The following is a 25,276-nucleotide window of genomic DNA, read 5'->3' as shown; positions in this document are numbered from 1 at the left end:
GCGGCTCGCGCTCGCTGGTGGTGCAGGCGCTCATGGCAGCGAGCGCGAGCAGGGCGATGCCGGCGGACACCGCGGGTCGAGACGAAACGACGATCACTTCACGTCCTTGGAAGGAGGGCCGGACCGCGCCTTCAGGGCAGCCGCATAGAGATCGGACGCGTCCTTGTGAAAGGCCGCGCGCGAATCGGGCCGCGAATAGAACATATGCCCGCCCGGATACACCGCGAGGTCGATCCGCTTGCCGTCGCCGAAGGCCGGCAGCTGGTCGATCAGGAGCTTCGAGGTGAAATAGGGCGTCACCAGATCGGTGAAGCCGTGGGCCACGAGCACGCGCAGGTTGCCGTCGAGGGCCATGGCGCCGCGCAGGGCACCGAGGGATTCCGGCGCCATCCGTCCGCCGCCCCAGCTCCATCCCCGGCTGACCGAGCCGTTGAGGAGTTCGTAGCGCAGATCCGGCACGCGGTAGTTCAGCTTGGTGCCGTAGAGCTCGATCATGGCGCTTGTCAGCGGCGCCTGCATGGCGGTGAGGAGGGGGTCCTCGAAACCCGAGAAGGTCGCGGCCGGGTCCGGGTCCCAGCCGGTGATGCCGGTATCGTAGGCACTGGCGACGCGGCCCTCGTCCTGGCCGATCTCGCGCTGGACGCTGGTGGAATTCAGGCGTCCGGCCTGACGCCGGACGAAGGCGGGGTCGAGGCCGGTGATGGCGCCGACCCTGTCGCCGAGACGGGCGATGGCGGTCCGGTCGGCCGGCCCCTTCAGGAGATCGGCGAGGTAGTCCCCGGTGGCGTAGACTTCCGTCTCCGCCAGGGCCTTGCGGCTCGGCGTGCCGCCTGCCCGCTCGATGGCTGCGGCGGCGAAGGAGGGCAGCTTCGTCACGTGGCCCCAGGGCGTGGTGCGCGGCGATTGCAGCCAGGCGAAATCGAGCACCGGCGACAGCAGGACCATGCCCGACAGGCCGACGCCGATCTCCTCCTGAAGCTTCGCCGCGATCAACGGCCCGCGGAACCCGCCATAGCTCTCGCCGACGTAGAATTTCGGCGCCGCCATCCGGTCGTTCGTCCGCAGCCAGCGGGCGATGGCCGAGGCCAGGACCGACGCGTCGGCATCGACGCTCCAGTAGCGCTTGGCGTCGCCATCGGCCGCGCGGCTGTAGCCGGTCCCCACCGGATCGAGGAAGACGAGGTCGGTGAAATCGAGCCAGGTGCCGTCGTTCGGGACGAGGCCCACTTGGGTGGACGGGCTGATGCTGGTGCCGTCGAGGGGCAGGCGCCACGGGCCGATCGCGCCGATGTTGAGGTAGGCCGAGGCGGCGCCGGGGCCGCCATTGACCGCGAAGGTGACCGGCCGGTTCGCATCGCCCGCATCGGCGAGGCGGTAGGCGATGAAGGCGATCTCGGCCTGGAGCTTCCCGCCCTCCTCCACCAGGGGCAGGCTGCCGGCGGTGGCGGTGAAGCGCAAATTGCGCCCGCCCGGCAGGGTGACGCTGTGCTCGGTGGTGACGTCGGGCGGAAGCTTGCGCCCTTCCGGGCCGCGCTGCTCGGCGGAACGCCGTTCCGGAGGCTTCTCGCCGCCGTGCGGCGCCTGCGCCATGGCCGGTTGGACAGCGACGAGAAGGATGGCCGATATCGCGAGGGCGAGGCGCCCGACCCGACGGGGCACGGAGAGCGAGCCCGGCCCCTCGGCCCGTCCCTGCCCCGCCGGCTCAGGGACGGTCGAGCCTCGAACCATGCCTCGGATCATGCATCTGCCTTTGCGGTGATGAGGAGGACGGGCGTCCCGGTCACGCCTTCTTCTGCCAGCGTCCGGATTCGTCCTGCTGCCAGTAGGCGATCGTATGGCCCGCCTCCTTGGCCTGTTTCCACTGGGCGCGCGCGCCGAGCAGCGCATCCTGGTCGTTGCCGTCGAACAGGATGCAGATGCGCTGGTAGTCGGAGGCATCGGGCGGCAGCGGCGCACCGTCCACCAGGAAGCGGATGGCGGCGCCGTTGGGATTGTGACCCTGCAGGGTCAGGACCACGGGCTGGGTCGCGGCCTGCGGGTCCCGGTCGGTGCCGTGCGGCAGGAAGCTGTCGTCGCTGTAGGTCCAGAGATGGTCGTCGAGGGCCTGGAGCCGCTCCTCGCCGGACGCCTGGATGGCCGCGCGCCACTGGCGCTCCAGGGAACGCTCGACGAGATTCGGCAGCACCTTTTCGAGGGGCTGCTGCTGGAGATGGTAGAACAGGATCTCGGTCACGCGGCCCAGGATAGGCCAATGCCGGCGATTTGAAAGCGACGGGTTGCCGCTCTCAGGCCGGCTCGATGACGTGCGGCACGAACAGGGCACCGTTGCCGGTGATCGGGCCGGCACTCTCCCGGACGCAGAGACCCACCGGCTCGTTCCCCACGATCCAAGAACCGATGACGGGGCGTCGTCCCTCGAAATCCGGCAGTTCGGCGAGGGCCTGGCGGATATGGCGGCCGCCGCCATAGGGGCCGTGATCCTGCGCCAGCACGGTGCCGTCGCGCACCACGAGGATGTTCGCGCCCTCCCGCGAGACGAGGGGCTTCTTGACGAAGGACGTCCCGAGCGAGGCCTTCCGGGGATCGTCCTCGAAATAGGCCGGCAGCAGGTTCGGGTGCCCCGGCTCGCGGGCATGAAGATGCGCCAGTAGCCCCTTGTTGGACAGGATGGCCTTCCAGGGCGGTTCGAGGAACCGCGTCGTGGTCTCGTGGAGCCGGTCACCGAAGGCGTCGGCGAAGGCCCATTCCCAGGGATAGAGCTTGAACAGGGCCGGGATCGGCGCGTCGACGCGGTCGACGAAGCGGCCCGCCTCGTCCCGCCCGATATCCGAGAGATCGAGGAACCGCGTCGCGAGCCCTGCCTGCCGCGCGCAATCCTCGAGATAGGCCACCGTGCCCCTGTCTTCGGGCGCGTCGGCATAGGCGGTGAAGGCCATCGTGCCATCGCCGCGCAACGTGCGGAACCGGGCGATCAGCCTCTCGTGGACGGAGTTGAACTGGTCGGACCCCTCGGGCAGCGAGCCGGAGCGCAGCCCCTCTTCCAGCCAGAGCCACTGGAACACACCGGTTTCGTACAAGGCTGTCGGCGTATCGGCATTGTATTCGAGGAGCTTCGCCCGGCCGGCTTTGTCCCCGCCATAAGAAAAGTCGAGGCGGCCGTAGAGCGACGGATCTCCCCGCTTCCAGCTCGCGCGGACCGCGTCCCGGGCGTGTTCGGGAATGTCCAGCGAGGCGAGGATCCGCTCGTCCTCGACGGCATCGGCGACGAAGGCGAGGCAGAGCGCTTGGATCTCTCCGCTCGGCCCTTCGAGATCGCGCTCGATTTCGTCGAGGCCGAAGGCATAGGCGTGGCTCTCAGACCAGTAGGGCGCCCCGTCGAGCGTATGGAAGGTGAAGCCGTGCCGGCGGGCGGTGTCCCGCCAGTCCGGTCGCTCGCCGATGGCCACGCGCCGCATCAGCCGCCGCTCCCGTGGCCGGACCCGCCATGCGAGGAGAACCCGCGTCCGGTGCTGCCGAAGCCGCCGAACGCGACCCTGCGCACGGCCGAAGACGCGACCCTTGCGCTCGAACTCGCCCCTCCCGACGAGGTCGTGACCCGGCCGCCCCAGCCGGTGCAATAGCCTCCGCCGCTCGATCCGCCTCCGGTGCCGACGCCGCTGGCGGTGCGTTCCTTGGGCGCGTGATCGTAGAGCGGCTGCGGATCGAGGTCCTGGTCATCGCGACGGCCGATCACATAACCCGCCATCATCGGCACGAAGCGACCGGTCGCGCTCGACGCGACGCTGGCGCCCGGCAGGCAGTGCAAGGCACCGTGATGCGCCTCGCAATCGATCATCGTGGCATAGCGCGGTGCGGATTCGGGATAAGCCGCGCGGGCGGTCAGGTACTCGCTCCGGCACTCCGCCTCCGTCCGGACCCGGCCGGCGATGCAGGCCTCGGGGTTCGCGTAGACGAGCACGTCTTCCTCGTCCTGCGACGGATCGACATGGGCGAGCCCGAAGGCCGCGGCTCCGGCACCCGCCAGCATGACGAGGGTGACCGTCTGCGAGCGCATCACGCGCGGAGGTTTCACGGGCGTCGGCGTATCGGCCTTGGATGGCATCCCAGCATGGACCGCCTTGCGACGACCCGCTCCCTCACGGCACGACGCCGCATGGAGTTTAATCTAGGAGCGAGCTTGACCGTTTGAAACCGGCGCGCCGCGGAAATGCGCAGGCGCCGGCTCAATAGGTCATCGAGGCCGCGTTGACGATGCCACCCGCCAGGGACATGGCAGCGAGCAGGATGGCGGCCGCGATCTCGCCGGCTTCGATGCGCCGCGACAGGTCCGGCAGGATCAGCCGCACGACGAAATACAGCAGGATCTGCACGATGAGGGCGACGAGGCCCCAGACGATGCAATCGAGGATCGATTGCGCATTGTAGATCGCGACCGAGAGCGGCAGCGTATAGCCGATGAGACTGGCGCCGAGGGCTATCGCGGCGGCCGCGTTGTTGGCCCGGATGAGCGCGATCTCGCGGTGCGCGGTCGCGGACAGATAGACCGCTAGATAGACCGCCACGAGCCCGAAGGCCGTGGCCACATAGGCGAGGAAGGCGGGCAGGCCCGAGATCGAGACCATCGTGCCCGCCCTCCCCTCAGACCAGCCGGCTCTGCACGATCGCGGCGGAGATGAAGCTCTTGAACAGCGGATGCGGCTCGAACGGGCGCGACTTCAGCTCCGGATGGAACTGCACGCCGATGAACCAGGGGTGCCCGGCATGTTCCACCGTCTCCGGCAGCAGGCCGTCGGGCGAGAGCCCGGAGAAGCGCAGGCCCTTCGCCTCCAGCCGCTCGCGATAGGCCATGTTGACCTCGTAGCGGTGGCGGTGGCGCTCCGAGATCTGGGTCTCGCCGTAGATCTCGGCGATCTTGGTGTCGGCGCCGAGGGTCGCCTGATAGGCGCCGAGGCGCATGGTGCCGCCGAGATTGCCCTCGGCCGCGCGCCGCTCCAGCTCGTTGCCCTTGAGCCATTCGGTGAGGAGCCCGACCACCGGCTCGTCCGTCTCGCCGAATTCGGTGGAATTGGCGTCCTCGACGCCGGCGAGCGAGCGGGCCGCCTCAATCACCGCCATCTGCATGCCGAAGCAGATGCCGAAATACGGGATCTTGCGCTCGCGGGCGTAGCGGGCCGCCCGGATCTTGCCCTCGGCGCCGCGCTGGCCGAAGCCGCCGGGCACGAGGATGCCGTTGATGCCTTCGAGGAACGGCGCCGGGTCCTCGCGCTCGAACACCTCGGATTCGATCCATTCGAGGTTCACCTTCACCCGGTTGGCGATGCCGCCATGGGTGAGCGCCTCGGACAGCGACTTATAGGCGTCCTTCAGGCCGGTATATTTGCCGACGATGGCGATGGAGACCTCGCCTTCGGGGTTGCGCACCCGCTCCGAGATGGTGGTCCAGCGCACCAGGTCGGGCTCGCCCTTCGGCTCGATGGCGAAATGCGCCAGCACCTCGCGGTCGAGGCCGGCCTCGCGGTAGGACAGCGGGACGTCGTAGATCGAGGCGACGTCGCGGGCCTCGATGACCGCCGTCTCGCGCACGTTGCAGAACAGGCCGAGCTTGCGCCGCTCCTCCACCGGGATCGGACGGTCGCAGCGGCAGAGCAGGATGTCGGGCTGGATGCCGATCGAGCGCAGTTCCTTGACGGAATGCTGCGTCGGCTTGGTCTTCAGCTCGCCGGCCGAGGGAATGTAGGGAAGCAGGGTCAGGTGCACGAAGGCGGTGGTGCCGCGCGGCAATTCCTGGCCGAGCTGGCGGATCGCCTCGAAGAAGGGCAGGCCCTCGATGTCGCCCACCGTGCCGCCGATCTCGACGAGCACGAAATCGAACGCCTCGTTGCCGTCGAGGACGAACGCTTTGATGGCGTTGGTGACGTGCGGGATCACCTGGATCGTCGCGCCGAGATAATCGCCGCGCCGCTCCTTGGTGATGATGTCGAGATAGATCCGGCCGGTGGTGATGTTGTCGGCCTTCGTCGCCGGCAGGCCGGTGAAGCGCTCGTAATGGCCGAGATCGAGGTCGGTCTCGGCCCCGTCGTCGGTGACGAAGACCTCGCCGTGCTGCGTCGGGCTCATCGTGCCCGGATCGACGTTCAGGTAGGGGTCGAGCTTGCGCAGGCGGACCGTGTGGCCGCGCGCCTGGAGCAGGGCCGCGAGGGCAGCCGAAGCGAGGCCCTTGCCGAGCGAGGAGACCACGCCGCCGGTGATGAATACGTACCGCGTCATGGGCTTCGGCTCATAAACAAGGGTGGATGATTCGCCAAACTTCAAAACACCCCGCCGTATCGAACGGCAGGGCGGTTTCGGCGCGGTCCATGCGAGACGCGGGATCGTGACGGTCCGGACATCGTCCGGACCCTCGTTCCTCGCCGATCAGCGCGACTGCGGCGCTTCGGGCGTCGCCGGCTGGGCGGGCGCCGCCGGAGCGGGCTGGCCGGTGCCTTGCGTCGCGCCCTGGCTGCTACCCTGGCCCGGACGCAGGGTCTCGAGCAGGTTGCCATTGGGCACCGCCGGCTGCGTCGTCGCGGCACCGTCGAGGATCGATTTCGGCGCGGCGCTGCGATGGGAGATGATCGCGAGCGTCATGCTGGTGGTGAAGAACAGGGCGGCCAGGATGGCGGTGGCCCGCGTCAGGGCATTGGCCTGTCCGCGCCCGGTCATGAAGCCCGAGACGCCGCCGCCGCTGCTGCCACCGCCGAGCCCGAGTCCGCCTTCCGAGCGCTGCAGCAGGACCACGGCGATGAGGGCGAGAACGACGATGAGGTGGATGGAGATCAGGACGGCATTCATGTCGATCGGGTCCGATGTTCCTGGTGCGTGACGCGCGAGAGCCGCGCTTCGGCGGCCGACGAGGTCCGTCGAGGAACGTCTGCAAAGCGCAGGCTCCTACACGAGATGGTGTCCCGCGCCAAATCCTGCACGGGGTCTTGACGGCGATCGTCTCAGGCGTAGGCGGCCGCGATCCCCAGGAAGTCCGCGGCGACGAGGCTCGCGCCGCCCACCAGCGCGCCGTCGACATTCTCCACCGACATCAGCTCGCGGGCGTTGCCGGGCTTCACAGACCCGCCGTAGAGGATGCGCACCTTCTGCGCCTCCGGTCCGATGAGCTGGCCGAGCATCTCGCGCAGCGAGGCATGGACCTCGGCGATGTCGGCGGGGGTCGGGGTGAGGCCGGTGCCGATCGCCCAGACCGGCTCGTAGGCGATGACCGTGTCGCTCGCCTTGGCGCCTTTGGGCACGCCGATGGCGAGCTGGGCCCGGACGATGTCGAGGGCACGGCCCTCCTCGCGCTCCTCCTGCGTCTCGCCGACGCAGATGATGCCGCAGAGGCCGGCGCGGCGGGCGCCGAGCGCCTTGGCGTGCACGCCGTCATCGGTCTCGTGGTGATAGGCGCGCCGTTCCGAATGTCCGACGATGACGTAGCTCGCACCGAGATCGGCGAGCATCTCGGCGGAGATGCTCCCGGTGAAGGCGCCGCTGGCCTTGGCGTGAAGGTTCTGGCCGCCGATGGAGACGGCCGACCCGTAGACGGCGGCGACGCACGAGGAGATCAGCGTCGAGGGCGGGCAGATGAGGACGTCGATCCGGGAGGTGAGTTCAGGCGAGAGCCCGTCGCGGATCGCCTCGACCACGGGGACCGAACCGCGCAGGCCGTTCATCTTCCAGTTGCCGGCGATCAGCGGCCGCCGTCCCGACTTCGTCATCGAATCCCTCGTTCCCAAAACCTGATGGACCGGCTTCACCGGATCGTGAGCTGGGCCGTAACAGAGCCGACTTGCCGGCGCAAACCTGGGCCTGCGAATTCCACCGGCCTTTGCTGGCGGGCGCGGATGGTCTATCGCGGGCGGCTTGGAGCCGTGCCCCGGCAGGCCGTCACGACGGATATTCGAACGTTCCGATGCTGCAGAACATGCGTAGCGCCAGCCAGCATTGGCTCGGCAAGATCATCCTCACGGTGGTCTTCACCTTCCTCATCGCCGGCGTCGCGATCTTCGGCGTGGAGGATTTCTTCCGCTCGAATTCTGCCACGACGGTGGCCACGGTGGGCAAGACGCAGATCACCGCCGAATCCGTGCGCTCGGCCTATCAGCTGCAGCTTCAGCGCTATCAATCGCAGCTCCAGCGCAGCCTGACCCCGGAACAGGCAAGGGGCCTGGGTCTCGACCGGCAGGTCCTGTCGCAGCTCATCAGCGAGGCCTCCCTCGACCAGCAGACCCGCGATCTGGGCCTCGTGATCCCCGATTCGGCGGTGCTGCGGGCGATCCAGGAGGAGCCGACCTTCAAGGGCGCCAACGGGACCTTCGACCAGAACCTCTTCTTCCAGACGCTGCAGCGGGCCGGCATCAACGAGGCGATGTTCGTGCGCGACCAGCGCGCCGCCGCCGGGCGTCTCCAGATCGCCGAGGCCGTCGCTTCCGACGTCCATGTTCCCGCGGCCCTGCGCGAGGCCGTGCATCGCTACACGACGGAGCGCCGCGCCGCCTCCTTCCTGATGCTGCCGCCCTCGGTGGCGGGCGACGTCCCGGCCCCGACCGAGGACGAGGTGAAGTCTTTCTACGAGGAGAACAAGACCGCGTTCCGCGCGCCGGATTACCGCGCCGTGACCCTCCTCGCCCTCGATCCGCAGGCGATGGCGAAGCCCGACGCCGTCACCGACGAGGACGTGCAGAAGCGCTACGACCTCGGCAAGGCGCAGTACGGCACGCCGGAGCGCCGGACCATCCAGCAGATCGTGTTCCCCGACGAGGCTTCCGCCGAGGCCGCCCGCAAGGAGATCGAATCCGGCGAGAAGCCGTTCGAGGCGGTGGCGCTGGCCCGCGGCGTCGATGCCAAGGAATTGTCGCTGGGCAACCTGACCAAGGCCGAGCTGTTCGATCCCGCCGTGGCCGATGCCGCCTTCGCCCTGGCCCAGAACGCCGTGAGCACGCCGGTCAAGGGCCGCTTCGGCACCGTGCTCCTGCGCGTCACCGCCATCGAGCCCGCGACCAGCAAGCCCCTGGCCGAGGTGGCGCCCGAGATCCGCAAGACCATCGCCCTCGAACGCGCCAAGACGGCCGTCGAGAAGGACCACGACACGATCGAGGACGAGCGCGCCAACAGCAAGCCGCTCGCCGACATCGCCAAGGAGCGCGGTCTCACCCTCGTCACCCTGCCGGCGGTGAGCGCCCAGGGGCTCGACCCATCGGGCAAGCCCGTCGAGGGCATTCCCGACCGCGACACCACGCTGCCCATCGTGTTCCGCTCGGAGATCGGCAGCGACACCGAGGCGCTGCGCCTGAAGACTGGCGGCTATGTCTGGGTCGACGTCACCGGCATCGACCATGCCCACGACAAGCCCCTCGAACAGGTGCGCGACCAGGTCGCCGCCCAGTGGCGCGCCGCCGAGGTGGCCAAGCGCCTCTCTGAGAAGGCGCGCAGCCTGACCGAGCGCCTCGACAAGGGCGAGTCCATCGACACCCTCGCGGACGAGGTCGGCGTGCAGGTCCAGACCTCCACCGACATCGCCCGCAACCAGGGCAAGGACGGGCTGTCGGCGGATGTGGTCAACCGCATCTTCTCGACGCCGGTGGACAAGTCCGTCTCGGTGGAATCCGGCGAGTCCCGCGTGGTCGCGAAGGTCACCGCGGCCTCGATGCCCGCCTTCGTGCCGGGCAGTCCGTCGGACGAGGCCATCTCCAAACGGTTCCAGGCGACGCTCATCGACGACGTCCTCGGCGAGTACATCGCCGACGTCCAGAAGACCGTGGGGATCACCGTCAACCAGACGGCGTTCCGGCGCGCGATCGGCGGCGAGTACTGAACGGACCATGTTTCAGGAGCCGGATTACGCCGCCTTCGCGGAGGCCTACGAAGCGGGTCGCCCGACCCTCCTCAACCTGACCCTGGTGGCCGATCTGGAGACCCCGGTCGCGGCCTTCCTCAAGCTGCGCGCCGTCCATGCCGGACCGGCCTTCCTCCTCGAATCCGTCGAGGGCGGTGCCGTGCGCGGCCGCTACTCGATGATCGGGCTCGATCCCGACCTCGCCTGGCGCTGCCGCGACGGTCGCCCGGAAACCGCGCGTGGCGGCGACCTCTCGGCTTTCGAGCCCGACCCTGCCGCTCCCCTCGACAGCCTGCGCGCGCTGATCGCGGAGAGTGCCATCGGCATCGATGACGGCGCAGCACTTCCGCCCATGGCGGCGGGCCTGTTCGGCTATCTCGGCTACGACATGGTCCGCGCCATGGAGCGGCTCGGGGAGCCGAACCCCGACCCGCTCGGCGTCCCCGACGCGATCCTCGTCAGGCCGCGCGTCATGGTGGTGTTCGACGCCGTGCGCGACATCATCACGATCGTCGGTCCCGTGCGTCCGAATCCGGGCGTGTCGGCCCGCTCGGCCTACGAAGGTGCCCTGACCCGGCTGGAACGGGTCGCGGAGGTTCTGGAAGGTCCGCTCCCGATCGAGGCCCGGATCGATCCCCGCACCATCGCCCATCCCGAGCCGGTCTCGAACACCTCGGCCGACGAGTACCTGTCCATGGTGGCACGGGCGAAGGAGTACATCGTCGCCGGCGACGTGTTCCAGGTGGTGCTGTCCCAGCGCTTCGAAGCGCCCTTCACGCTGCCGGCCATCGCCCTCTACCGCTCGCTGCGGCGGACCAACCCGGCCCCCTTCCTGTGCTACCTCGATTTCGAGGATTTCCAGGTGGTGTGCTCGTCGCCGGAAATCCTGGTGCGGGTGCGCGACGGGCGCGTCACCATCCGCCCCATCGCCGGCACGCGCCGGCGCGGCGCCGATGCAGCCGAGGACAAGGCCCTCTCGGACGAACTCCTGGCCGACCCGAAGGAACGCTCCGAGCACCTGATGCTGCTCGATCTCGGACGCAACGATGTCGGCCGGGTCTCGCGCATCGGCAGCGTCACCGTGACCGGCTCGTTCTTCCTCGAATATTACAGCCACGTCATGCACATCGTCTCCAACGTCGAAGGCGAACTCGATCCGCGCCACGACGCGCTGGGTGCCCTCTCGGCGGGGTTTCCGGCGGGCACCGTCTCCGGCGCACCCAAGGTCCGGGCCATGGAGATCATCGACGAGCTGGAGCGCGAGAAGCGCGGACCCTATGGCGGCTGCATCGGCTATTTCGGCGCGCGCGGCGAGATGGACACCTGCATCGTCCTGCGCACCGCCATCGTGAAGGACGGCCGGATGCACGTTCAGGCCGGCGCCGGCATCGTCTACGATTCCGATCCGGCCTCCGAGCAGCAGGAATGCGTGAACAAGGCGAAGGCCCTTTTTCGCGCGGCCGAGGATGCGGTGATGTTCGCGAGCCGGGCGCGGCGGGGGCAATAAGGCTTCACCGGTTTCCGCGAAGCGCGAGCCAGCGGCCGAGTTCCAGTCCGATGAGGACGAAAGCAAGACTGAGTGCGAAGGGACCAATCAGATAATAGTTGGCCGCACTTCCCCAGAACAGAAGATCACTACGCCAGCCGAACGAGATTTTGCGGCCCGGTAGGGCGAGTTGGAGATGAGCCGTTAGTCCGTGAAACTCTGGACAGTCTCGCAGGATCGAGGCCTCGAAACGATAGGGGCCTGGAATGAGACCTTTCGGCTGAGCGATCATCCTCCAGATCTCTTTCTCGGCATGGCTATCGCCGCCGAAAGTGCTTCCCTCTCCCGACGCCACTCTTCGTCCAGACGGATCGCTCAGCGACCATCGTATCGGGACATCCGTTCCCGAAGGTCGGGTCCGCAATCCATCCTTTCCAAAAGGAGAAAACTTTCCAACCAAGACCATCGCTTCTTTGCGCGGACGTGAGCCGATTGAGAACTTGAAGCTCAGTTCGTGGGGACCATCCATCCTGACCCGAATGGTTCGTTCCACGTGGCCGGCAGGCGAGAGCGAGATCGGTTCGTCCAGGGGCGCGTCGGTCATCTCAACCGACCAGAGTGCGAACCCGCCCAGCCAAACCAGCAGGACGAGCAGAAGCGACATCAAGACACGACGCCTGTTGAAGAAATCGATCATCTGCTGAAAATCGGCCCTGATGACACGCTATCGGAATGGCCCGAGCATCCCGTTCTTTCGGTGTAGAGCGACAGACCACAAAGGATTGCTGCCTCTCTCAGAATTGTCTGTCCATTCCGGTTGTCGACGAAGGCTGCTTGAAAGAATCTATCGATAGCGGATCAATCGTCCCGGGCGGAGGAGAGGATGTGATGGCGAGGAGCGAGATCGATGTCGTTCGGGCCCTGCTCGCCGACAGTCCGAGATCGTCCGATCTGGCGCAGCGCCGCGAGCGGCTCGACGGGTTCGGGACGCGCTATCCCGTCGCCGCGGATGTCGAGGTCGTGCCCGTCGATGCCGGCGGGGTGGCAGCGGAATGGACCGCGAGCCCGACGGCCGATCCCTCCCGAATCGTCCTGTTCCTGCATGGCGGCGGCTACGTCTCCGGCTCGATCGCCAGCCACAGGCACATGGTGGCAGAGGCGGGGCGTGCCGCCGGGGCCCGGACCCTGGCTCTCGGCTATCGCCTCGCTCCGGAGCATCCGTTTCCGGCGGCTCTCGACGACGCCCTCGCGGGCTATCGCTTCCTCCTCGATTCGGGGATCGGCCCCGGCAGGATCGCCCTGTCCGGCGAGAGTGCGGGCGGCGGTCTCGCCCTGGCGACGGCGATCTCGCTCCGCGACGCGGGCCTGCCGCTGCCGGGTTGCCTCTGGCTGACCTCGCCCTGGGTCGACCTCGACATGTCCGGGGGCAGCATGGATTCCAAGGCCGCGGTCGATCCGTTGATCCACCGGGACTACCTGATCGAGTTGGCGACGGCCTATCGCGGCGGGAGGAACGCGTCGGCGCCGCTGATCTCGCCGCTCCATGCCGATCTCGCCAGCCTGCCGCCGATGCTGATCCAGGTCGGCTCGGCCGAGACCCTGCTCGACGACGCGCTGAGGCTCGCCTCCCGGGCCGCCTCCGCGGATCTCGCCGTGACGCTCCAGGTCTGGCCGTGCATGATCCATGCCTGGCACCTGTTCTACCAACAGCTCGCCGAAGGGCGCCAAGCGCTGGCGAGTGCCGGTGCCTTCATCCGCGCGCGGACGGAGACCTGATCGGTGAAAGAGCCCGCTCGGGGCCGCCTCGTCGTCGGCGCGTCCTGCCTCGGCATGCTCTGCCTCGGGGCCAACGGGACCGCGATCATGGCGGCCCTGCCGACTATGCGCGAAGAGCTCGGCCTCGGCGCTGGCGAGGTCGAATGGGTGGTGAACGCCTACCTCCTCGCCTCGGCGGCCTTCATCATCCTCGGCGGCAAGATGGCGGATCGGTCGGGAGCCGGCCGGGTCGCCCTCGCGGGCCTCGTCCTCTTCACCCTGGCCTGCCTCGTCATCGCTCTGGCCGGCTCCGCCTCCTGGGTCCTGCTCGGCCGGGCGCTTCAGGGTCTCGCGGCCGCCTTCGCCGTCCCCGGCACGCTGACTTTGGTGGGCAGGGCCGTGCCGCCGGAGGGACGTGCGGCGGCGATCGGCGCCTGGGCCGGGTTCCTGATGCTCGGCTTCAGCCTTGGCCCGCTGATCGGCGGGGCCCTCACCCATTTTCTCGGCTGGCGCGACATCTTCCGGGTCAACGGCGCGGTGATGCTCGTCTCCGCCATCGGCGTCGGCCTGTCGGCGCCGCTCCGGGCGCCGGAGCGAACCGGCTCCCCTCCCCGCATCGACGGCGGCGGCTTCGTCCTGCTGGCGATCCTGATGGTCTCCGCCATCGTCACGCTCCAGGGAGTGAGGACGGTGTTCGAGGCGCCCGTCCGGTTCCTCGCGCCCCTCGCCGTGGCGACGGCCTCGCTCCTTCTCTTCGTCGGAACCGAGCGGCACCGGTCCGACCCGTTCGTCGATCTCGCCTTGCTCGCGCATCCCGCCTTCCTGCGCGCGACCGCCACCGGCGCCGTCGCCATGTTCTGCATCCTGCCCCTGCTGATGTTCCTGAACCTCGACGTCCAGGGAGCGGAAGGCCTCGCGCTGAGTCCGGTGGAGGCCGGCCTCGCCACCCTGCCGATGAGTGCCGGATTGCTCGCCGTCTCGCTCTCCGCGCCGGCGCTGGTGCGCCGCTTCGGAGCGCGCCCGTCGATGATGGTGGCGATGCTGGCGATCGTCGGCGCGAGCCCCGTCATCGCCCTGGCCGCCGGGGACCGGACGCTCGCTTTCCTCGGGATCGGCCTGCTCCTCGCCGGGGCGGGCCTCGCCTTGCCCTACGCCACGGCGCCGCGCCTCGCTCTCGCCGCCCTTCCTCCGGATCGGGCGGGTCTGAGCTCCGGCCTCGTCAATGCCGGGACCTTCCTGGGGGGCAGCCTCGGCGTCACGCTCAACGGGCTGGCCTTCGCGGCGGGCGGCCTCGGCGCCGTCATGGCGGTGATCGCGGCGGCCGGGGCGGTCGGCTTCGCCCTATGCCGGGCCATGCCGGCAGATACCTCTCGACAAGACACCGCGCAGCGATAGGGCGCGACGCGAGGACGCTTGACCCTCCGTCCCCGCGTCGTCACACGAGGAGGACAAGAGAAGCGCGATCATGTCCAACGTCCTCGTCATCGACAACTACGATTCCTTCACCTGGAATCTCGTCCATCTCATCGGGCCGCTCTGCGGATCGATCGACGTGGTGCGCAACGACCGGATCACCATCGACGAGATCCGCGAGCACGCGCCCGACGCCGTGGTGCTGTCGCCGGGGCCGTGCACGCCCAACGAGGCCGGCGTGTGCCTCGACGTGGTGCGCGATCTCTCCGGCGAGGTGCCGATCTTCGGTGTCTGCCTCGGCCTGCAGGCGATCGGACAGGCCTTCGGCGGCGACGTCATCCGTGCGCCCAAGCCGATGCACGGCAAGGTCTCCAGCATTACGCACCACGCGACCGGAATCTTCCGCGGGCTGAACGGTCCGTTCGACGCCACGCGCTACCATTCCCTCGTGGTGGAACGCGGCGGCTGCCCGCAGGATCTCGTCGTCACGGCGGAAGCGGACGGACTGATCATGGCTCTGGAACACGCCACGCTCCCGGTCCACGGGGTGCAGTTCCACCCGGAAAGCATCCTCTCGCATCACGGATCGCAGATCCTGCGCAACTTCCTCGACATCGCCGCCGGCTGGAACGCGGCACGTGACAAGCGCGGGCCCGGCGTGCATTGACGCTTCGATCAACGTTGATTGACGCGTTCTAATCCATGGACACCTTCAAGCCGCTCCTCGCGAAAGTCGCGGCCGGGTCGAGTCTCGACCGGGTGGAGGCGCGCGCGGCCTTCGACCATCTGCTCTCGGGCGAGGTCACGCCCGTCCAGGCCAGCGCCTTCCTCATCGCCCTGAAGGTTCGCGGCGAGTCCGAGGACGAGATCGTCGGCGCGGTGGAGGCGATGCGGGCGCGGATGGTGCGCGTGACCCCCGTCCCCGGCGCCATCGACATCGTCGGCACCGGCGGCGACCATTCGGGCAGCTACAACGTCTCGACCCTGGCCGCGATCCTCGCCGCCGCCTGCGGCGTGCCGGTCGCCAAGCACGGCAACCGCGCCGCCACCTCGCGCTCGGGAGCCGCCGACGTCCTGGTCTCCCTCGGAGTCAGGATCGGCCTCGATCCGGAGGGGCTGGCGCGCTGTCTGGCGCAGGCCGGCCTGTGCTTCATGTTCGCCCAGACCCACCACGGCGCCATGCGCCACGTGGCGCCGATCCGCTCCGAACTGCCGGTGCGGACGATCTTCAACCTGCTCGGGCCGCTCTCGAATCCCGCCGGCGTCGAGCGCCAGCTCCTCGGCGTCTCGACCGCCGCCTGGGCCGAGCCGCTGACACGGGTGCTCGGCGAACTCGGCGCGACGCGGGTCTGGACCGTCCACGGGTCCGACGGGCTCGACGAGATCACCGTCACCGGGCCGACCTCGGTGGTCGCCCTGGAGAACGGGCGGATCGAGCGGTTCACCATCGACCCGCGCGAGGTCGGCCTGCCGCTCTGGACCCTCGAGGATCTGCGCGGCGGCGATCCCGACCACAACGCGCACGCGCTGAACGCCGTCCTCGCCGGCGAGCGCAACGCCTATCGCGACATCGCCATCCTCAATGCGGGCGCCGGCCTCGTCGTCGCCGGCGCCGCACAGAGCTTGAGCGAGGGCGTGGCGCGGGCCGCATCCGCCATCGACGACGGCACGGCGAGGGCGACCCTCGCGCGCCTCGTCGCGGTCTCGAACACATGAAAGAGGCCCCGATGAGCGAGGCGAAAGCGATGGCGGATGCAGGCCCTGCACCGACGACGACCGACCGCCGCGACGTGCTCGCGCGGATCGAGGCCTACAAGCGCCGCGAGATCGCCGAGGCCAAGCTGCGCGTACCGCAGACAAAGCTCGAGAAGCGCATCGAGAAGGCGGCCCCGGTGCGGCCCTTCGCCGATGCCATCGCGGCCCATATCGCGCAAGGGCGACCGGCCCTCATCGCCGAGGTGAAGAAGGCCTCGCCGTCGAAGGGCCTGATCCGCGAGGATTTCGACCCTGCCACCCTGGCGGCCGCCTACGAGGCCGGAGGCGCCACCTGCCTCTCGGTGCTCACCGATACGCCGTCCTTCCAGGGCAAGCCGGAATTCCTGACGGAGGCGCGCGACGCCTGCTCCCTGCCGGTGCTGCGCAAGGACTTCCTGTTCGAGCCCTATCAGGTCTACGAGGCACGGGCCTGGGGCGCCGATTGCGTGCTGGCCATCATGGCCTGCCTCGACGACGACGAGGCGCTGGCCATCGTCGAGACCGCCCACGATCTCGGCATGGACGTTCTGGTGGAAGTCCACGACGAGGAGGAGCTCGTCCGGGCCATCCCGCTCGGGACGCGGCTGCTGGGCATCAACAACCGCGACCTGAAGACGTTCGAGGTCTCCTTCGACACGGCGATCCGCGTCGCCAAGGGCGTCCCGGCGGATCGGATCGCGGTGGCCGAGAGCGGCATCACCGGTCACGACGACGTCCTCCGCCTGGAAAAGGGCGGGCTGCGCACCATCCTCGTCGGCGAGAGCCTGATGCGCGAGGCGGACGTCACCAAGGCGACGAAGCGCCTGCTGTTCGGCAAGGCCGGCAAATGAGCACGCTCACGCATCTCGATGCGGCGGGCGCCGCCAACATGGTCGACGTCTCCGACAAGGCGCCCACCACCCGCACGGCGCGGGCCGAGGGCGTGGTGGTGATGCTGCCCGAGACCCTGCGCCTAATCCGCGAGGGCGATGCCAAGAAGGGCGACGTGATCGGCACGGCGCGGCTCGCCGGCATCATGGCCTCGAAGCGCACGCACGAACTCATTCCGCTCTGCCACCCGCTGCTGATCTCCAAGGTCAGGGTCGAATGCGAGCCCGACGATTCACTGCCGGGCCTGCGCGTCACCGCCGAAGTGAAGGTGATCGGCCCGACCGGGGTGGAGATGGAAGCGCTCACCGCCGTCTCCGTCGCCTGCCTGACGATCTACGACATGGTGAAGGCGGCCGATCGCGGCATGCGGATCGAGGGCATCCACCTGCTCGCCAAGGATGGCGGACGCTCGGGCTCCTACCGCGCCGAGGACGCCTCGTGAGCAAGCTCATCCCGGTCGAGGAGGCGCTCGCGCGCATCCTCCGAAGCGCCGCCGAACCGGTCGAGGCCGAGACGGTCCCGGTGGCCGAGGCCTATGGGCGGACGCTGGCCGGGGACGTGGCCGCCCTGCGCACCCAGCCGCCCTTCCCGGCCTCCGCCATGGATGGCTATGCGGTGCGCGCCGAGGACGTGGCGGCGGTTCCGGCGAGGCTGAACCTGATCGGCATGAGCGCCGCCGGCCATGGCTTTTCGGGCACCATCGGCCCCGGCGAGACCGTGCGCATCCTCACCGGTGCGCCCGTTCCGCAGGGCGCCGACGCGATCCTGATCCAGGAGAATGCCGAGGTTTCGGACGGAAGCGTCACCGCGGTCGAGTCGGTCGCCGCCGGTCGGCACATCCGGGTGCCGGGCCTCGATTTCCGGTCCGGCGATCCGCTCCTGCGGGCGGGCGACAGCCTCGATGCACGCCGCCTCGCCCTCGCGGCGGCCGGCGGCCATGCGACCCTCTCCGTGCGCCGAAGGCCGCGCGTGGCGATCCTCGCCACCGGCGACGAGCTGGTGGCGGCGGGCGAGCCGGCGCGCTGGGACCAGATCGTCGCCTCGAACGGCCTCGCGGTGGCGAGCCTCGCCCGCGAGGCCGGCGCCGAGCCGATCGATCTCGGCATTGCCGGCGACAGCCTCGCCTCCCTCGAAGCGGCCCTCGGTCGGGCGCGCGACGCGAAGGCGGACCTCCTCGTCACCCTCGGCGGCGCGTCGGTCGGCGATCACGACCTCGTCCAGGCGGCTCTGCACCGCGAGGGGCTGGAACTCGGCTTCTGGCGCGTCGCCCTGCGGCCGGGCAAGCCGCTGATGCACGGGCGCCTCGGGCCGATGATGGTGATCGGGTTGCCCGGAAACCCCGTTTCCGCCGTGGTCTGCGGCCTGCTCTTCGTCGTACCGGCGATCCGCGCCCTCCTCGGCGACCCGAAGGCGGGAGCCGACCGCAGCGAGGCCGCGATCCTCGGCGCCGACATGCCGGCCAACGATGTCCGCCAGGATTACATGCGGGCCCGGATCGAGGCCGCGCCGGAAGGCCCGCCGCTGGTCTTCGCGGAGACCCGCCAGGATTCGTCGATGCTCTCGGTCCTCGGCCAGTCCGAGGCGCTGCTCATGCGCCCGCCCGGCGCCCCGGCGGCGAAACGCGGCGATCCGTGCCGGATCATCCGGCTCGACCGGACGCTGCTCTGAGCGGAAGCGGCCGGAATCCGATTCTCACTTCTTCTCCGTGACTATGGCAGGCGGCTTCGTGACGAGCGTCGCGAGCCAGCCGACCTCCAAGACCCGCGAGCCGAAGACGCGCTGCCCCGTCGCCTCATGCAGGACGAGGAGGATGATACCGGCAAGGCATGCGGCCGCACCTACGCGCTCACGTCTTCGGGGCCGAAGACGAAGTCCATCGCCTGCGCCACGATCTCCGGCCGGTAGGCGTGCGGCCCGTCATATTCCACCGAGGTCACGTCGTAGCCAGCCTCCCTCAGCCGTGCGGTGTGCACCCTGGCGCTGCGGTCGATGGGGATCTGCTCGTCCCGTGTCCCGTGCGAGAGGAAGATGTGCGGCGAGCCGGATTGCAGGTGGACCGAGAGGAAGCCCGCCGAGGAGACGATCAGGTGGGTCACCACATGGCCGTTGGCGAGGCCGGTGGAGAGGGCGTAGCTGCCCCCGTCCGAATGGCCGGCGAAGACGATCGTCAGCGGATCGAGCATGTAGCGCGAGGCGACGTCGGTGAGGGCGAGGTCGAGCCGCTCGCGGTCCGGCCCGTGGCCGCCGATGACGAGGTCCCAGGTCGGGAACAGCGATTGCGGAGCGAGAAGGAGGAAGCCGCGCTCCGCCGCGTGAGCCTCCAGCATCGGCAGGATCTTCTCGGCACTGCCGCCGCCGCCATGGAAGAGCACGACCAGGGGCGTCGGCCGGCGCGGATCGATCCCCGGCGGCACGATGAGCATGGCGTCGCGCTCGTCGAACAGGCCGAGGGCGTTACGGCCGGGAGGCAGCGGCTCCCGGTTCGGCAGGCGATGCGCGAAGGTGAGCCGCCCGGCGAGTTGGGGATCGATCATGCTATGGACCTCGCGATGGTCGGTGGCGTGATGGGGGCGGGCATTCGGCTTCCCGCCCCGCTGCCTAATCCTGCCTGGCTTCTGTCACCGGCTTGATCTTCAGCTGGTCGATGATCCAGAGCCAGCCGCCATTGTCCTGGAGCCGCGCCGTCTCGACGGAGATCGTCCCGTTGGGCAGCCGGGCGAAAGTCATGGCGATCGACCCGTTGCGGAGGCTCGGCAGGGCCTCGGCGGCCGGAAACTCGGATCGGCGCGCGAGCAGGTCGGTGTAGAAGCCGCGGATTTCCGCATGGCCCGTCGCCACCACCTTGCCGGCGGCGAGGACGGCGCCGCTCTCGTAGAGGGCCACCAGTCCTTCCACATCGCCGGCATTGGCCCGCTCGTTGAAGAGGCAGGCGAGGTCTTCGGGGGAATGTGCGAGCGAGCGCTCCATGGCGTTTCCTTTTCTGGGTTTGTCGGATCCCGTGATCCTTAGATCCCGTGATCCTTGGATCCCGGCTTTCGTTGCCGGATTCGCCGAGAGGAGCCGGTTGGTCTGTCCCGGTTCGACTATGTCAGCAGCGTACCGTCCGAATCACGGACGGCGACGGTGACCGGAATTCCCGCCTTCACGCTCTCCGACACGGTGCAGAAGCGCTCGAACTGCTCCAGCACCTTGTCGATGCGCGGCAGGGATTCCGCCGGAGCACCGAGGGCGATGCCGACCTCGATCCCGGCGATCCTGAGCCGTCCCTCCTCGTTGCGCTCGACGCGGAAACTCGACGTCGCGGCGATCCCGGGTGCGTCCTGCCTGTACTTGCCGAGGGCGAAGACGAGACTGGCGCAGAGGCAGTTGGTGACGCCCGCGACGAGGATCTGCTCGGGGAAGGGCCCCTCCCCTTTGCCGTAGGGCGCTGCCTCGTCGGCCAGGAGCCTCGGGAAGGCCTCGCCGAAATCGATCTCGAACCGATAGCCTTCGATCTGCCTGATCGTGATGCCGGGGCTGTCGCCCATGGGGATTCCCTCCTTGGGACCGTCTTCAACGACGCGCGTCCCCGTCGCTCACGGTCCGTGCCGGTGAATCGGCAACGGGGTCGAACACGCCATCGCCGCCCGCCTCGCCGTCTCACCCGTGTTGACACTCCGCTATCATTGGCATACCAAATACCAACGACACGCACACAGAAAAAGCAAGTGAGTGGCGCATCTCTTGGAAAGGAACCAACCTTTCCGCGAAGTCGAGGAAGCGATAACGATGGTGCATCGCAACATTCGCAACCGCAATATGTCGACGGCCAAAGTTTCTCTTTTGGCCGTGACTTGGAGTGTACCACGGCGCTTCGGCAGCGAACAATCCTGGTGACGCCGCCGCCCGGCTCGACTGGTGCATGCCGTGAAGCGAGGCTTGGCCGATGACTTCGGTCGAGGCGAGCAGGATCAGACCCCGTTGGATCAAGCTATGCCGGCGATGATCGACATCTCCGAACTGGTCGAGGCGGCGGGCGATGCCATCGTCGTCTCGGATGCCGAAGGGGCCATCGTGGTCTGGAACGCGGCGGCGGAACGGATCTTCGGGTTCTCGCACGCCGAGGCGATCGGCCGGTCCCTCGACCTGATCACGCCCGAACGGCAGCGCCAGCGTCACTGGGATGGTTACGCCAAGACGATGCGGACCGGCGTCACGCGCTACGGCACCGAGGTGCTGCGCGTGCCGGCGATCCACAAGGACGGCCGATCGCTCTCGATCGCCTTCACCGTCGGCCTCCTCCATGGCCCCGACGGGACGGTAACCGGCATTCTGGCGATCATCCGGGACGAAACGAAGCGCTGGAACGACGAGCGTCAGATGCGCAAGCGCCTGACCGAGCTCGAAAGTGCCGTCGCCTAGATCGAGGATTTCGCCGGACCAGTGGCCAAGAACAGTTCCGGACCAGAACCGGGCAGCCGAACTATCCGATCCATAATTGTAGCTAGACGATCGAAAGGGAGAACGTCGAGATGAGCAAGCCGCTTGAAGGCACCAAGATCATCGATTTCACGCACGTCCAGGCGGGACCCGCTTGCACCCAGTTGCTGGCCTGGTTCGGCGCCGACGTGATCAAGGTCGAGCGCCCCGGCTCCGGCGACGTGACGCGCAACCAGCTGCGTCACGTGGAGGATGCCGACGCGCTCTACTTCACCATGCTCAACTCGAACAAGCGTTCGCTGACGCTGGACACCAAGACCCCCGAGGGCAAGGAAGTCCTCGAGAACCTGATCAAGCAGTCCGACGTCATGGTCGAGAATTTCGGCCCCGGCGCCCTCGACCGCATGGGCTTCTCCTGGGCCCGCATCCAGGAGCTCAATCCGGGCATGATCCTCGCCTCGGTGAAGGGCTTCTCGGACGGCCACCATTACGAGGACCTGAAGGTCTACGAGAACGTGGCCCAGTGCGCGGGCGGCGCCGCCTCCACCACCGGCTTCTGGGACGGCCCGCCCACCGTCAGCGCCGCCGCGCTCGGTGATTCCAACACCGGCATGCATCTCGCCATCGGCATCCTCACGGCGCTCCACCAGAAGAACAAGACCGGCAAGGGCCAGAAGGTCGCCGTGTCGATGCAGGATTCGGTGCTCAACCTCTGCCGCGTCAAGCTGCGCGACCAGCAGCGCCTCGATGCCCTCGGCTATCTCGAGGAATACCCCCAGTATCCGCATGGCGAGTTCACGGACGTGGTGCCGCGCGGCGGAAATGCCGGCGGCGGCGGCCAGCCCGGCTGGGTGCTGAAGTGCAAGGGCTGGGAAACCGACCCGAACGCCTATATCTACTTCACCATCCAGGGCCATGCCTGGGCGCCGATCTGCAAGGCGATCGGCAAGGAGGAGTGGATCGACGACGCGGCCTACAACACCGCCCGTGCCCGCCAGGACAAGATCATGGACATCTTCGGCACGATCGAGGAATGGCTCGCCGACAAGACCAAGTTCGAGGCGGTCGACATCCTGCGCAAGTTCGACATCCCGTGCTCGCCGGTCCTGTCGATGAAGGAACTCTCGGTCGATCCGTCCCTGCGCGCCAGCGGCACCATCGTCGAGGTCCAGCACCCGAAGCTCGGCTCGTACCTGACCGTCGGAAGCCCGATCAAGTTCTCGGACATGCCGGTCGAGATCAAGTCCTCGCCGCTCCTCGGCGAGCATACCGACGAGGTCCTGCTCGACCTCGGCTACACCCAGCAGCAGATCGAGCGCCTGCATCAGGCACGTGCCGTCTGAAGCGGGACCGAACGCCGAGATCGGAAACGGCGCGCCCTCACCGGGCGCGCCGTCTTCGTTTCCAATGCGACCGGGTCCAATCTCGCGGCCACGCTCCATACGAGGTCCGTCAGCCGATGCGCCTGTTCCTGCGCCGCTTCATTCCCGACGCGTCTCCTCTCAGCCATCGCGAGCGCATCCGCTCGGCCGGCGGCGCCCTTGTGGGGATCCTCGCGACCGGGCTGATCAGCCGGGCGGCGATCGGCTCGGGGAGCGCGCTGCCGGCGATGATCGCGCCCATGGGCGCGTCGGCGGTGCTGCTCTTCGCGGTGCCGGCGAGTCCCCTGGCGCAGCCCTGGTCGATCGTCGGCGGCAACCTCGTCGCGGCGCTGGTGGGCGTCACCGCGGCGGCTTGGGTGCCCGACCCGTTCCTCGCCGCCGCCCTCGCCATTTCCTGCGCCATCGCCCTGATGATGGCCCTGCGCTGCCTGCATCCGCCGAGCGGCGCCGTGGCCCTCACCGCCGTTCTCGGTGGCCACGACATCCGCGAGCTTGGCTATGCTTTCGCGCTGTGGCCGGTCGGCGCCAATTCGCTGCTGCTCCTCGCCATTGCGCTGCTGTTCAACAACCTGACCGGGCGCGCCTATCCGCATGTGAGCGCGCGAGCGCCGGCGGATCACGGCACGAAGGACCCCGCGCCCTCCGCCCGTGCCGGCATCACGGCCGCCGATCTCGATGCGGTGCTCGCCGATTACGACCAGATTCTCGATGTCCGCCGCGGCGACCTCCAGGCGATCATCCTGCAGGCGCAGATCCATGCCTACCGCCGCCGCACGGGCAAGGTCACCTGCGCCGACATCATGTCCCGCGACGTGATCGCGGTGGCACCCGGCGATTCCCTGCGGACCGTGCTCGATCTCCTGCGCAAACGCCGGGTGAAGGCCCTTCCCGTCACAGACGAAAGCGCGCGCGTGCTCGGGATCGTCACCCAGACCGACATCCTCCACAAGACGGTCTGGGAGATGCGCGGGCCGCGCCTCGGGCTCGCCCGGCGGATCGGGCTGACCCTGGCGCGGGGCCGAGCGCCCCATGGCAGCGTCGAGGACATCATGACCGCGCCGGTGAGGACGGCGCGGCCGGAGACGCCGATCGCCGACATCGTCCTGTGGATGTCGGATGCCGGGCTTCATCACCTGCCCGTGGTCGGGCAGGACCGAAGGCTCGTCGGCATCGTTTCGCAGACCGACCTCGTCGCCGAACTGCTCGCCGAGATGTCGGGACATTCCGACCCGCTGCCCCAGCAGGAGGTCGCGATTCCGGCGAACAGGAAGGCCGTCGTCGCGACGGCCTGACACCGTCACGGCACACGATCCGGGAAGAACTCCGGCGACAGCGTTTACCGACCGGGATCACGCTAGCTTCGCTGGTCCCCAGCAATGCGGGCATCCAGAACGCCACAGTGGCCCTGTGCAATCCCGGCCCGTCGAGCCTGGCCGACAGCACGGTGGCGTCGGCGGGCCGCGACCCGATCACGGACTTCTCGCAGATCCAGCACGACCGCATCGATCTGCGCCCGATCGACGCGAATGCCGATCTGGCGGCCAATCAGGTCTTCAGCTTCATCGGTGCCGCCGCCTTCCACAAGATCGCGGGAGAGTTGCGGGCGGTGGAGAGCGGCGCGAACACGCTGGTGAGCGGCGATCTCGACGGTAACGGCACGGCCGATTTCAGCGTGCTCCTGCGCGGACACCTCGCGCTTCAGGCGGGCGACTTCCTGCTCTGAGCCGCGGCATCGGGGTCGCCTTCTCCGTCGAAGGGCCGCCATCCCGTGAAGGGATCGAGGGCATCGTCACCGGTCTCGCGATACCACCGCCAGACCTGATGCGACCGGCTGGGGGAGTACCACCGTCCGCTCCGTCCCTCGGCCAGGATCGCACCCAGGGTCAGGTGGTGCAGCCAGATTCGGTCGACGATCTGAGGTGCCGTCGTCATGGGGCGCCATAGGGCGGTCTGAGGCATGGCCGATATCCCGGTCGGCTGTGAGGAAGGGTCCTGGCTGTCGCTTGGGCCGGTTCGCGCGCGAGGAGAGGAGTCGTTGGCGACCGGCTCGCGGAAGCTGCTGCTATCGACGAGGAACGCCGCCCCTGTCGCGGGGCGGCGCTCGGTGGTTTTCACAGGGGGCGGAATGGTCCCGCCCCCTTGGTTTCCCGCGTTTCTCTGTCCCGTCTCAGGCGGTGACGGTGCGGGCGGCGGCGGGCGTCTCGGAGGCCGCGAGGGCCTGGGCCACCACCTTCTTGCGCCACGGCTTCAGGACGGCGATGGCGAGGAGGGATGCGAGGACGTTGGCGCCGGCTGCGACGAGGAAGACGCCGTCCCAGCTTCCGGTGCTCTGCT

General features: G+C 68.7%; 26 protein-coding genes and 1 pseudogene. 13 read left to right on the top strand and 14 right to left on the bottom strand.

Translation table 11 applies throughout. From position 1 onward, the window contains the following. Positions 1 to 93: 93 nt before the first annotated feature. From ACFQ4G_RS20385 to tpiA, 8 genes are all read right to left on the bottom strand, one after another. Positions 94 to 1,728, bottom strand: coding sequence for a S10 family peptidase (locus ACFQ4G_RS20385; protein WP_238207669.1), 1,635 nt, complete (start codon positions 1,726 to 1,728; stop codon positions 94 to 96). 52 nt (positions 1,729 to 1,780) lie between these two features. After that, positions 1,781 to 2,233, bottom strand: a complete 453-nt coding sequence (locus ACFQ4G_RS20380; RefSeq protein ID WP_238207671.1) for a DNA polymerase III subunit chi — start codon at positions 2,231 to 2,233, stop codon at positions 1,781 to 1,783. Between the two features lie 52 nt (positions 2,234 to 2,285). After that, positions 2,286 to 3,455, bottom strand: a complete 1,170-nt coding sequence (locus ACFQ4G_RS20375; protein WP_238207673.1) for a glutathionylspermidine synthase family protein — start codon at positions 3,453 to 3,455, stop codon at positions 2,286 to 2,288. Next, positions 3,455 to 4,072: a DUF1190 domain-containing protein gene (locus ACFQ4G_RS20370; protein WP_379040960.1), complete on the bottom strand. Its 618-nt coding sequence runs from the start codon at positions 4,070 to 4,072 to the stop codon at positions 3,455 to 3,457. The genes ACFQ4G_RS20375 and ACFQ4G_RS20370 overlap by 1 nt, the downstream gene beginning before the upstream one ends. 151 nt (positions 4,073 to 4,223) lie before the next feature. After that, positions 4,224 to 4,622 (bottom strand): DUF350 domain-containing protein, encoded by a 399-nt coding sequence (locus tag ACFQ4G_RS20365; protein ID WP_238207675.1) that lies wholly within the window; start codon positions 4,620 to 4,622, stop codon positions 4,224 to 4,226. 16 nt (positions 4,623 to 4,638) lie between these two features. Then, on the bottom strand, positions 4,639 to 6,267 hold the full coding sequence (locus ACFQ4G_RS20360; protein WP_238207677.1) for a CTP synthase: 1,629 nt from the start codon (positions 6,265 to 6,267) through the stop codon (positions 4,639 to 4,641). A gap of 147 nt (positions 6,268 to 6,414) precedes the next feature. Further along, positions 6,415 to 6,831 carry a preprotein translocase subunit SecG gene (secG, locus tag ACFQ4G_RS20355; RefSeq protein WP_238207679.1) on the bottom strand — a complete coding sequence of 139 codons (417 nt, stop codon included), beginning with the start codon at positions 6,829 to 6,831 and terminating at the stop codon, positions 6,415 to 6,417. Positions 6,832 to 6,983: 152 nt separating this feature from the next. Then, positions 6,984 to 7,745, bottom strand: a complete 762-nt coding sequence (gene tpiA / locus ACFQ4G_RS20350; RefSeq protein ID WP_238207681.1) for a triose-phosphate isomerase — start codon at positions 7,743 to 7,745, stop codon at positions 6,984 to 6,986. 194 nt (positions 7,746 to 7,939) lie between these two features. Here tpiA and ACFQ4G_RS20345 point away from each other — a divergent pair, with 194 nt between their 5' ends. Continuing rightward, a complete protein-coding gene (locus ACFQ4G_RS20345; RefSeq protein WP_238207683.1) occupies positions 7,940 to 9,841 on the top strand; it encodes a peptidylprolyl isomerase in 1,902 nt (633 codons plus the stop codon). A gap of 7 nt (positions 9,842 to 9,848) precedes the next feature. Next, entirely contained in the window at positions 9,849 to 11,369 is a 1,521-nt protein-coding gene (trpE, locus tag ACFQ4G_RS20340; RefSeq protein WP_238207685.1) for an anthranilate synthase component I, read from the top strand. 4 nt (positions 11,370 to 11,373) lie between these two features. On the opposite strand, the gene ACFQ4G_RS20335 is transcribed toward trpE, so the two are convergent. Beyond that, positions 11,374 to 12,045 carry a hypothetical protein gene (locus ACFQ4G_RS20335; protein ID WP_238207687.1) on the bottom strand — a complete coding sequence of 224 codons (672 nt, stop codon included), beginning with the start codon at positions 12,043 to 12,045 and terminating at the stop codon, positions 11,374 to 11,376. 191 nt (positions 12,046 to 12,236) lie between these two features. Between ACFQ4G_RS20335 and ACFQ4G_RS20330 the strand changes: the two genes are divergently transcribed. The 7 genes from ACFQ4G_RS20330 (at position 12,237) to ACFQ4G_RS20300 (ending at position 18,809) form a co-directional block, all read left to right on the top strand. Beyond that, positions 12,237 to 13,124, top strand: a complete 888-nt coding sequence (locus tag ACFQ4G_RS20330; protein ID WP_238207689.1) for an alpha/beta hydrolase — start codon at positions 12,237 to 12,239, stop codon at positions 13,122 to 13,124. A gap of 3 nt (positions 13,125 to 13,127) precedes the next feature. After that, complete coding sequence (locus ACFQ4G_RS20325; RefSeq protein ID WP_238207691.1) at positions 13,128 to 14,498, top strand: MFS transporter; 1,371 nt, start codon at positions 13,128 to 13,130, stop codon at positions 14,496 to 14,498. Positions 14,499 to 14,568: 70 nt separating this feature from the next. Continuing rightward, entirely contained in the window at positions 14,569 to 15,183 is a 615-nt protein-coding gene (locus ACFQ4G_RS20320; RefSeq protein ID WP_238207693.1) for an anthranilate synthase component II, read from the top strand. Positions 15,184 to 15,218: 35 nt separating this feature from the next. After that, a complete protein-coding gene (gene trpD, locus ACFQ4G_RS20315) occupies positions 15,219 to 16,232 on the top strand; it encodes an anthranilate phosphoribosyltransferase (protein ID WP_238207695.1) in 1,014 nt (337 codons plus the stop codon). 11 nt (positions 16,233 to 16,243) lie between these two features. Then, complete coding sequence (gene trpC, locus ACFQ4G_RS20310) at positions 16,244 to 17,101, top strand: indole-3-glycerol phosphate synthase TrpC (protein WP_238207697.1); 858 nt, start codon at positions 16,244 to 16,246, stop codon at positions 17,099 to 17,101. Further along, complete coding sequence (gene moaC, locus ACFQ4G_RS20305) at positions 17,098 to 17,583, top strand: cyclic pyranopterin monophosphate synthase MoaC (protein WP_238207698.1); 486 nt, start codon at positions 17,098 to 17,100, stop codon at positions 17,581 to 17,583. Before trpC ends, moaC begins: the two co-directional genes overlap by 4 nt. Further along, positions 17,580 to 18,809 (top strand): molybdopterin molybdotransferase MoeA, encoded by a 1,230-nt coding sequence (locus tag ACFQ4G_RS20300; RefSeq protein WP_238207699.1) that lies wholly within the window; start codon positions 17,580 to 17,582, stop codon positions 18,807 to 18,809. The genes moaC and ACFQ4G_RS20300 overlap by 4 nt, the downstream gene beginning before the upstream one ends. A gap of 170 nt (positions 18,810 to 18,979) precedes the next feature. Here the strand turns inward: ACFQ4G_RS20300 and ACFQ4G_RS20295 are convergent, their stop codons facing one another. The 3 genes from ACFQ4G_RS20295 to ACFQ4G_RS20285 form a co-directional block, all read right to left on the bottom strand. Then, a complete protein-coding gene (locus ACFQ4G_RS20295; protein ID WP_238207700.1) occupies positions 18,980 to 19,675 on the bottom strand; it encodes an alpha/beta hydrolase in 696 nt (231 codons plus the stop codon). Positions 19,676 to 19,739: 64 nt separating this feature from the next. After that, complete coding sequence (locus ACFQ4G_RS20290; protein ID WP_238207701.1) at positions 19,740 to 20,108, bottom strand: ketosteroid isomerase family protein; 369 nt, start codon at positions 20,106 to 20,108, stop codon at positions 19,740 to 19,742. A gap of 116 nt (positions 20,109 to 20,224) precedes the next feature. After that, a complete protein-coding gene (locus ACFQ4G_RS20285) occupies positions 20,225 to 20,668 on the bottom strand; it encodes an OsmC family protein (RefSeq protein WP_238207702.1) in 444 nt (147 codons plus the stop codon). A gap of 445 nt (positions 20,669 to 21,113) precedes the next feature. On the opposite strand from ACFQ4G_RS20285, the gene ACFQ4G_RS20280 reads away from it, so the two are divergent. From ACFQ4G_RS20280 to ACFQ4G_RS20265, 4 genes are all read left to right on the top strand, one after another. Continuing rightward, the gene (locus ACFQ4G_RS20280) at positions 21,114 to 21,542 is read left to right on the top strand and encodes a PAS domain-containing protein (protein ID WP_238207719.1); all 429 of its coding nucleotides are present in this window, start codon (positions 21,114 to 21,116) and stop codon (positions 21,540 to 21,542) included. 110 nt (positions 21,543 to 21,652) lie between these two features. Beyond that, positions 21,653 to 22,903 carry a formyl-CoA transferase gene (gene frc, locus ACFQ4G_RS20275; RefSeq protein WP_238207703.1) on the top strand — a complete coding sequence of 417 codons (1,251 nt, stop codon included), beginning with the start codon at positions 21,653 to 21,655 and terminating at the stop codon, positions 22,901 to 22,903. 116 nt (positions 22,904 to 23,019) lie between these two features. Next, positions 23,020 to 24,234, top strand: coding sequence for an HPP family protein (locus ACFQ4G_RS20270; RefSeq protein WP_238207705.1), 1,215 nt, complete (start codon positions 23,020 to 23,022; stop codon positions 24,232 to 24,234). A gap of 107 nt (positions 24,235 to 24,341) precedes the next feature. Then, positions 24,342 to 24,665, top strand: coding sequence for a hypothetical protein (locus ACFQ4G_RS20265; protein WP_238207707.1), 324 nt, complete (start codon positions 24,342 to 24,344; stop codon positions 24,663 to 24,665). Here the strand turns inward: ACFQ4G_RS20265 and ACFQ4G_RS20260 are convergent. Then, positions 24,641 to 24,901, bottom strand: coding sequence for a hypothetical protein (locus ACFQ4G_RS20260; protein ID WP_238207709.1), 261 nt, complete (start codon positions 24,899 to 24,901; stop codon positions 24,641 to 24,643). The genes ACFQ4G_RS20265 and ACFQ4G_RS20260 overlap by 25 nt on opposite strands. Positions 24,902 to 25,109: 208 nt before the next feature. Beyond that, positions 25,110 to 25,276, bottom strand: a pseudogene (locus ACFQ4G_RS20255) (oxalate/formate MFS antiporter); the annotation flags it as partial.

Source organism: Methylobacterium marchantiae, from assembly GCF_042679825.1.
Taxonomy (GTDB): Bacteria; Pseudomonadota; Alphaproteobacteria; order Rhizobiales; family Beijerinckiaceae; genus Methylobacterium; species Methylobacterium marchantiae.
This window is presented reverse-complemented; position numbering and strand designations above follow the sequence as displayed.

Excerpts from the sequence above, each read along its gene's own strand:
- ACFQ4G_RS20385 (WP_238207669.1), bottom strand. The coding sequence starts at position 1,728 with ATGGTTCGAGGCTCGACCGTCCCTGAGCCGGCGGGGCAGGGACGGGCC.
- ACFQ4G_RS20375 (WP_238207673.1), bottom strand. The coding sequence starts at position 3,455 with ATGCGGCGCGTGGCCATCGGCGAGCGACCGGACTGGCGGGACACCGCC.
- ACFQ4G_RS20365 (WP_238207675.1), bottom strand. The coding sequence starts at position 4,622 with ATGGTCTCGATCTCGGGCCTGCCCGCCTTCCTCGCCTATGTGGCCACG.
- ACFQ4G_RS20360 (WP_238207677.1), bottom strand. The coding sequence starts at position 6,267 with ATGACGCGGTACGTATTCATCACCGGCGGCGTGGTCTCCTCGCTCGGC.
- secG (WP_238207679.1), bottom strand. The coding sequence starts at position 6,831 with ATGAATGCCGTCCTGATCTCCATCCACCTCATCGTCGTTCTCGCCCTC.
- tpiA (WP_238207681.1), bottom strand. The coding sequence starts at position 7,745 with ATGACGAAGTCGGGACGGCGGCCGCTGATCGCCGGCAACTGGAAGATG.
- ACFQ4G_RS20345 (WP_238207683.1), top strand. The coding sequence starts at position 7,940 with ATGCTGCAGAACATGCGTAGCGCCAGCCAGCATTGGCTCGGCAAGATC.
- trpE (WP_238207685.1), top strand. The coding sequence starts at position 9,849 with ATGTTTCAGGAGCCGGATTACGCCGCCTTCGCGGAGGCCTACGAAGCG.
- ACFQ4G_RS20335 (WP_238207687.1), bottom strand. The coding sequence starts at position 12,045 with ATGATCGATTTCTTCAACAGGCGTCGTGTCTTGATGTCGCTTCTGCTC.
- ACFQ4G_RS20330 (WP_238207689.1), top strand. The coding sequence starts at position 12,237 with ATGGCGAGGAGCGAGATCGATGTCGTTCGGGCCCTGCTCGCCGACAGT.
- ACFQ4G_RS20320 (WP_238207693.1), top strand. The coding sequence starts at position 14,569 with ATGTCCAACGTCCTCGTCATCGACAACTACGATTCCTTCACCTGGAAT.
- trpD (WP_238207695.1), top strand. The coding sequence starts at position 15,219 with ATGGACACCTTCAAGCCGCTCCTCGCGAAAGTCGCGGCCGGGTCGAGT.
- trpC (WP_238207697.1), top strand. The coding sequence starts at position 16,244 with ATGAGCGAGGCGAAAGCGATGGCGGATGCAGGCCCTGCACCGACGACG.
- moaC (WP_238207698.1), top strand. The coding sequence starts at position 17,098 with ATGAGCACGCTCACGCATCTCGATGCGGCGGGCGCCGCCAACATGGTC.
- ACFQ4G_RS20295 (WP_238207700.1), bottom strand. The coding sequence starts at position 19,675 with ATGATCGATCCCCAACTCGCCGGGCGGCTCACCTTCGCGCATCGCCTG.
- ACFQ4G_RS20290 (WP_238207701.1), bottom strand. The coding sequence starts at position 20,108 with ATGGAGCGCTCGCTCGCACATTCCCCCGAAGACCTCGCCTGCCTCTTC.
- ACFQ4G_RS20285 (WP_238207702.1), bottom strand. The coding sequence starts at position 20,668 with ATGGGCGACAGCCCCGGCATCACGATCAGGCAGATCGAAGGCTATCGG.
- ACFQ4G_RS20280 (WP_238207719.1), top strand. The coding sequence starts at position 21,114 with ATGCCGGCGATGATCGACATCTCCGAACTGGTCGAGGCGGCGGGCGAT.
- frc (WP_238207703.1), top strand. The coding sequence starts at position 21,653 with ATGAGCAAGCCGCTTGAAGGCACCAAGATCATCGATTTCACGCACGTC.
- ACFQ4G_RS20270 (WP_238207705.1), top strand. The coding sequence starts at position 23,020 with ATGCGCCTGTTCCTGCGCCGCTTCATTCCCGACGCGTCTCCTCTCAGC.
- ACFQ4G_RS20260 (WP_238207709.1), bottom strand. The coding sequence starts at position 24,901 with ATGCCTCAGACCGCCCTATGGCGCCCCATGACGACGGCACCTCAGATC.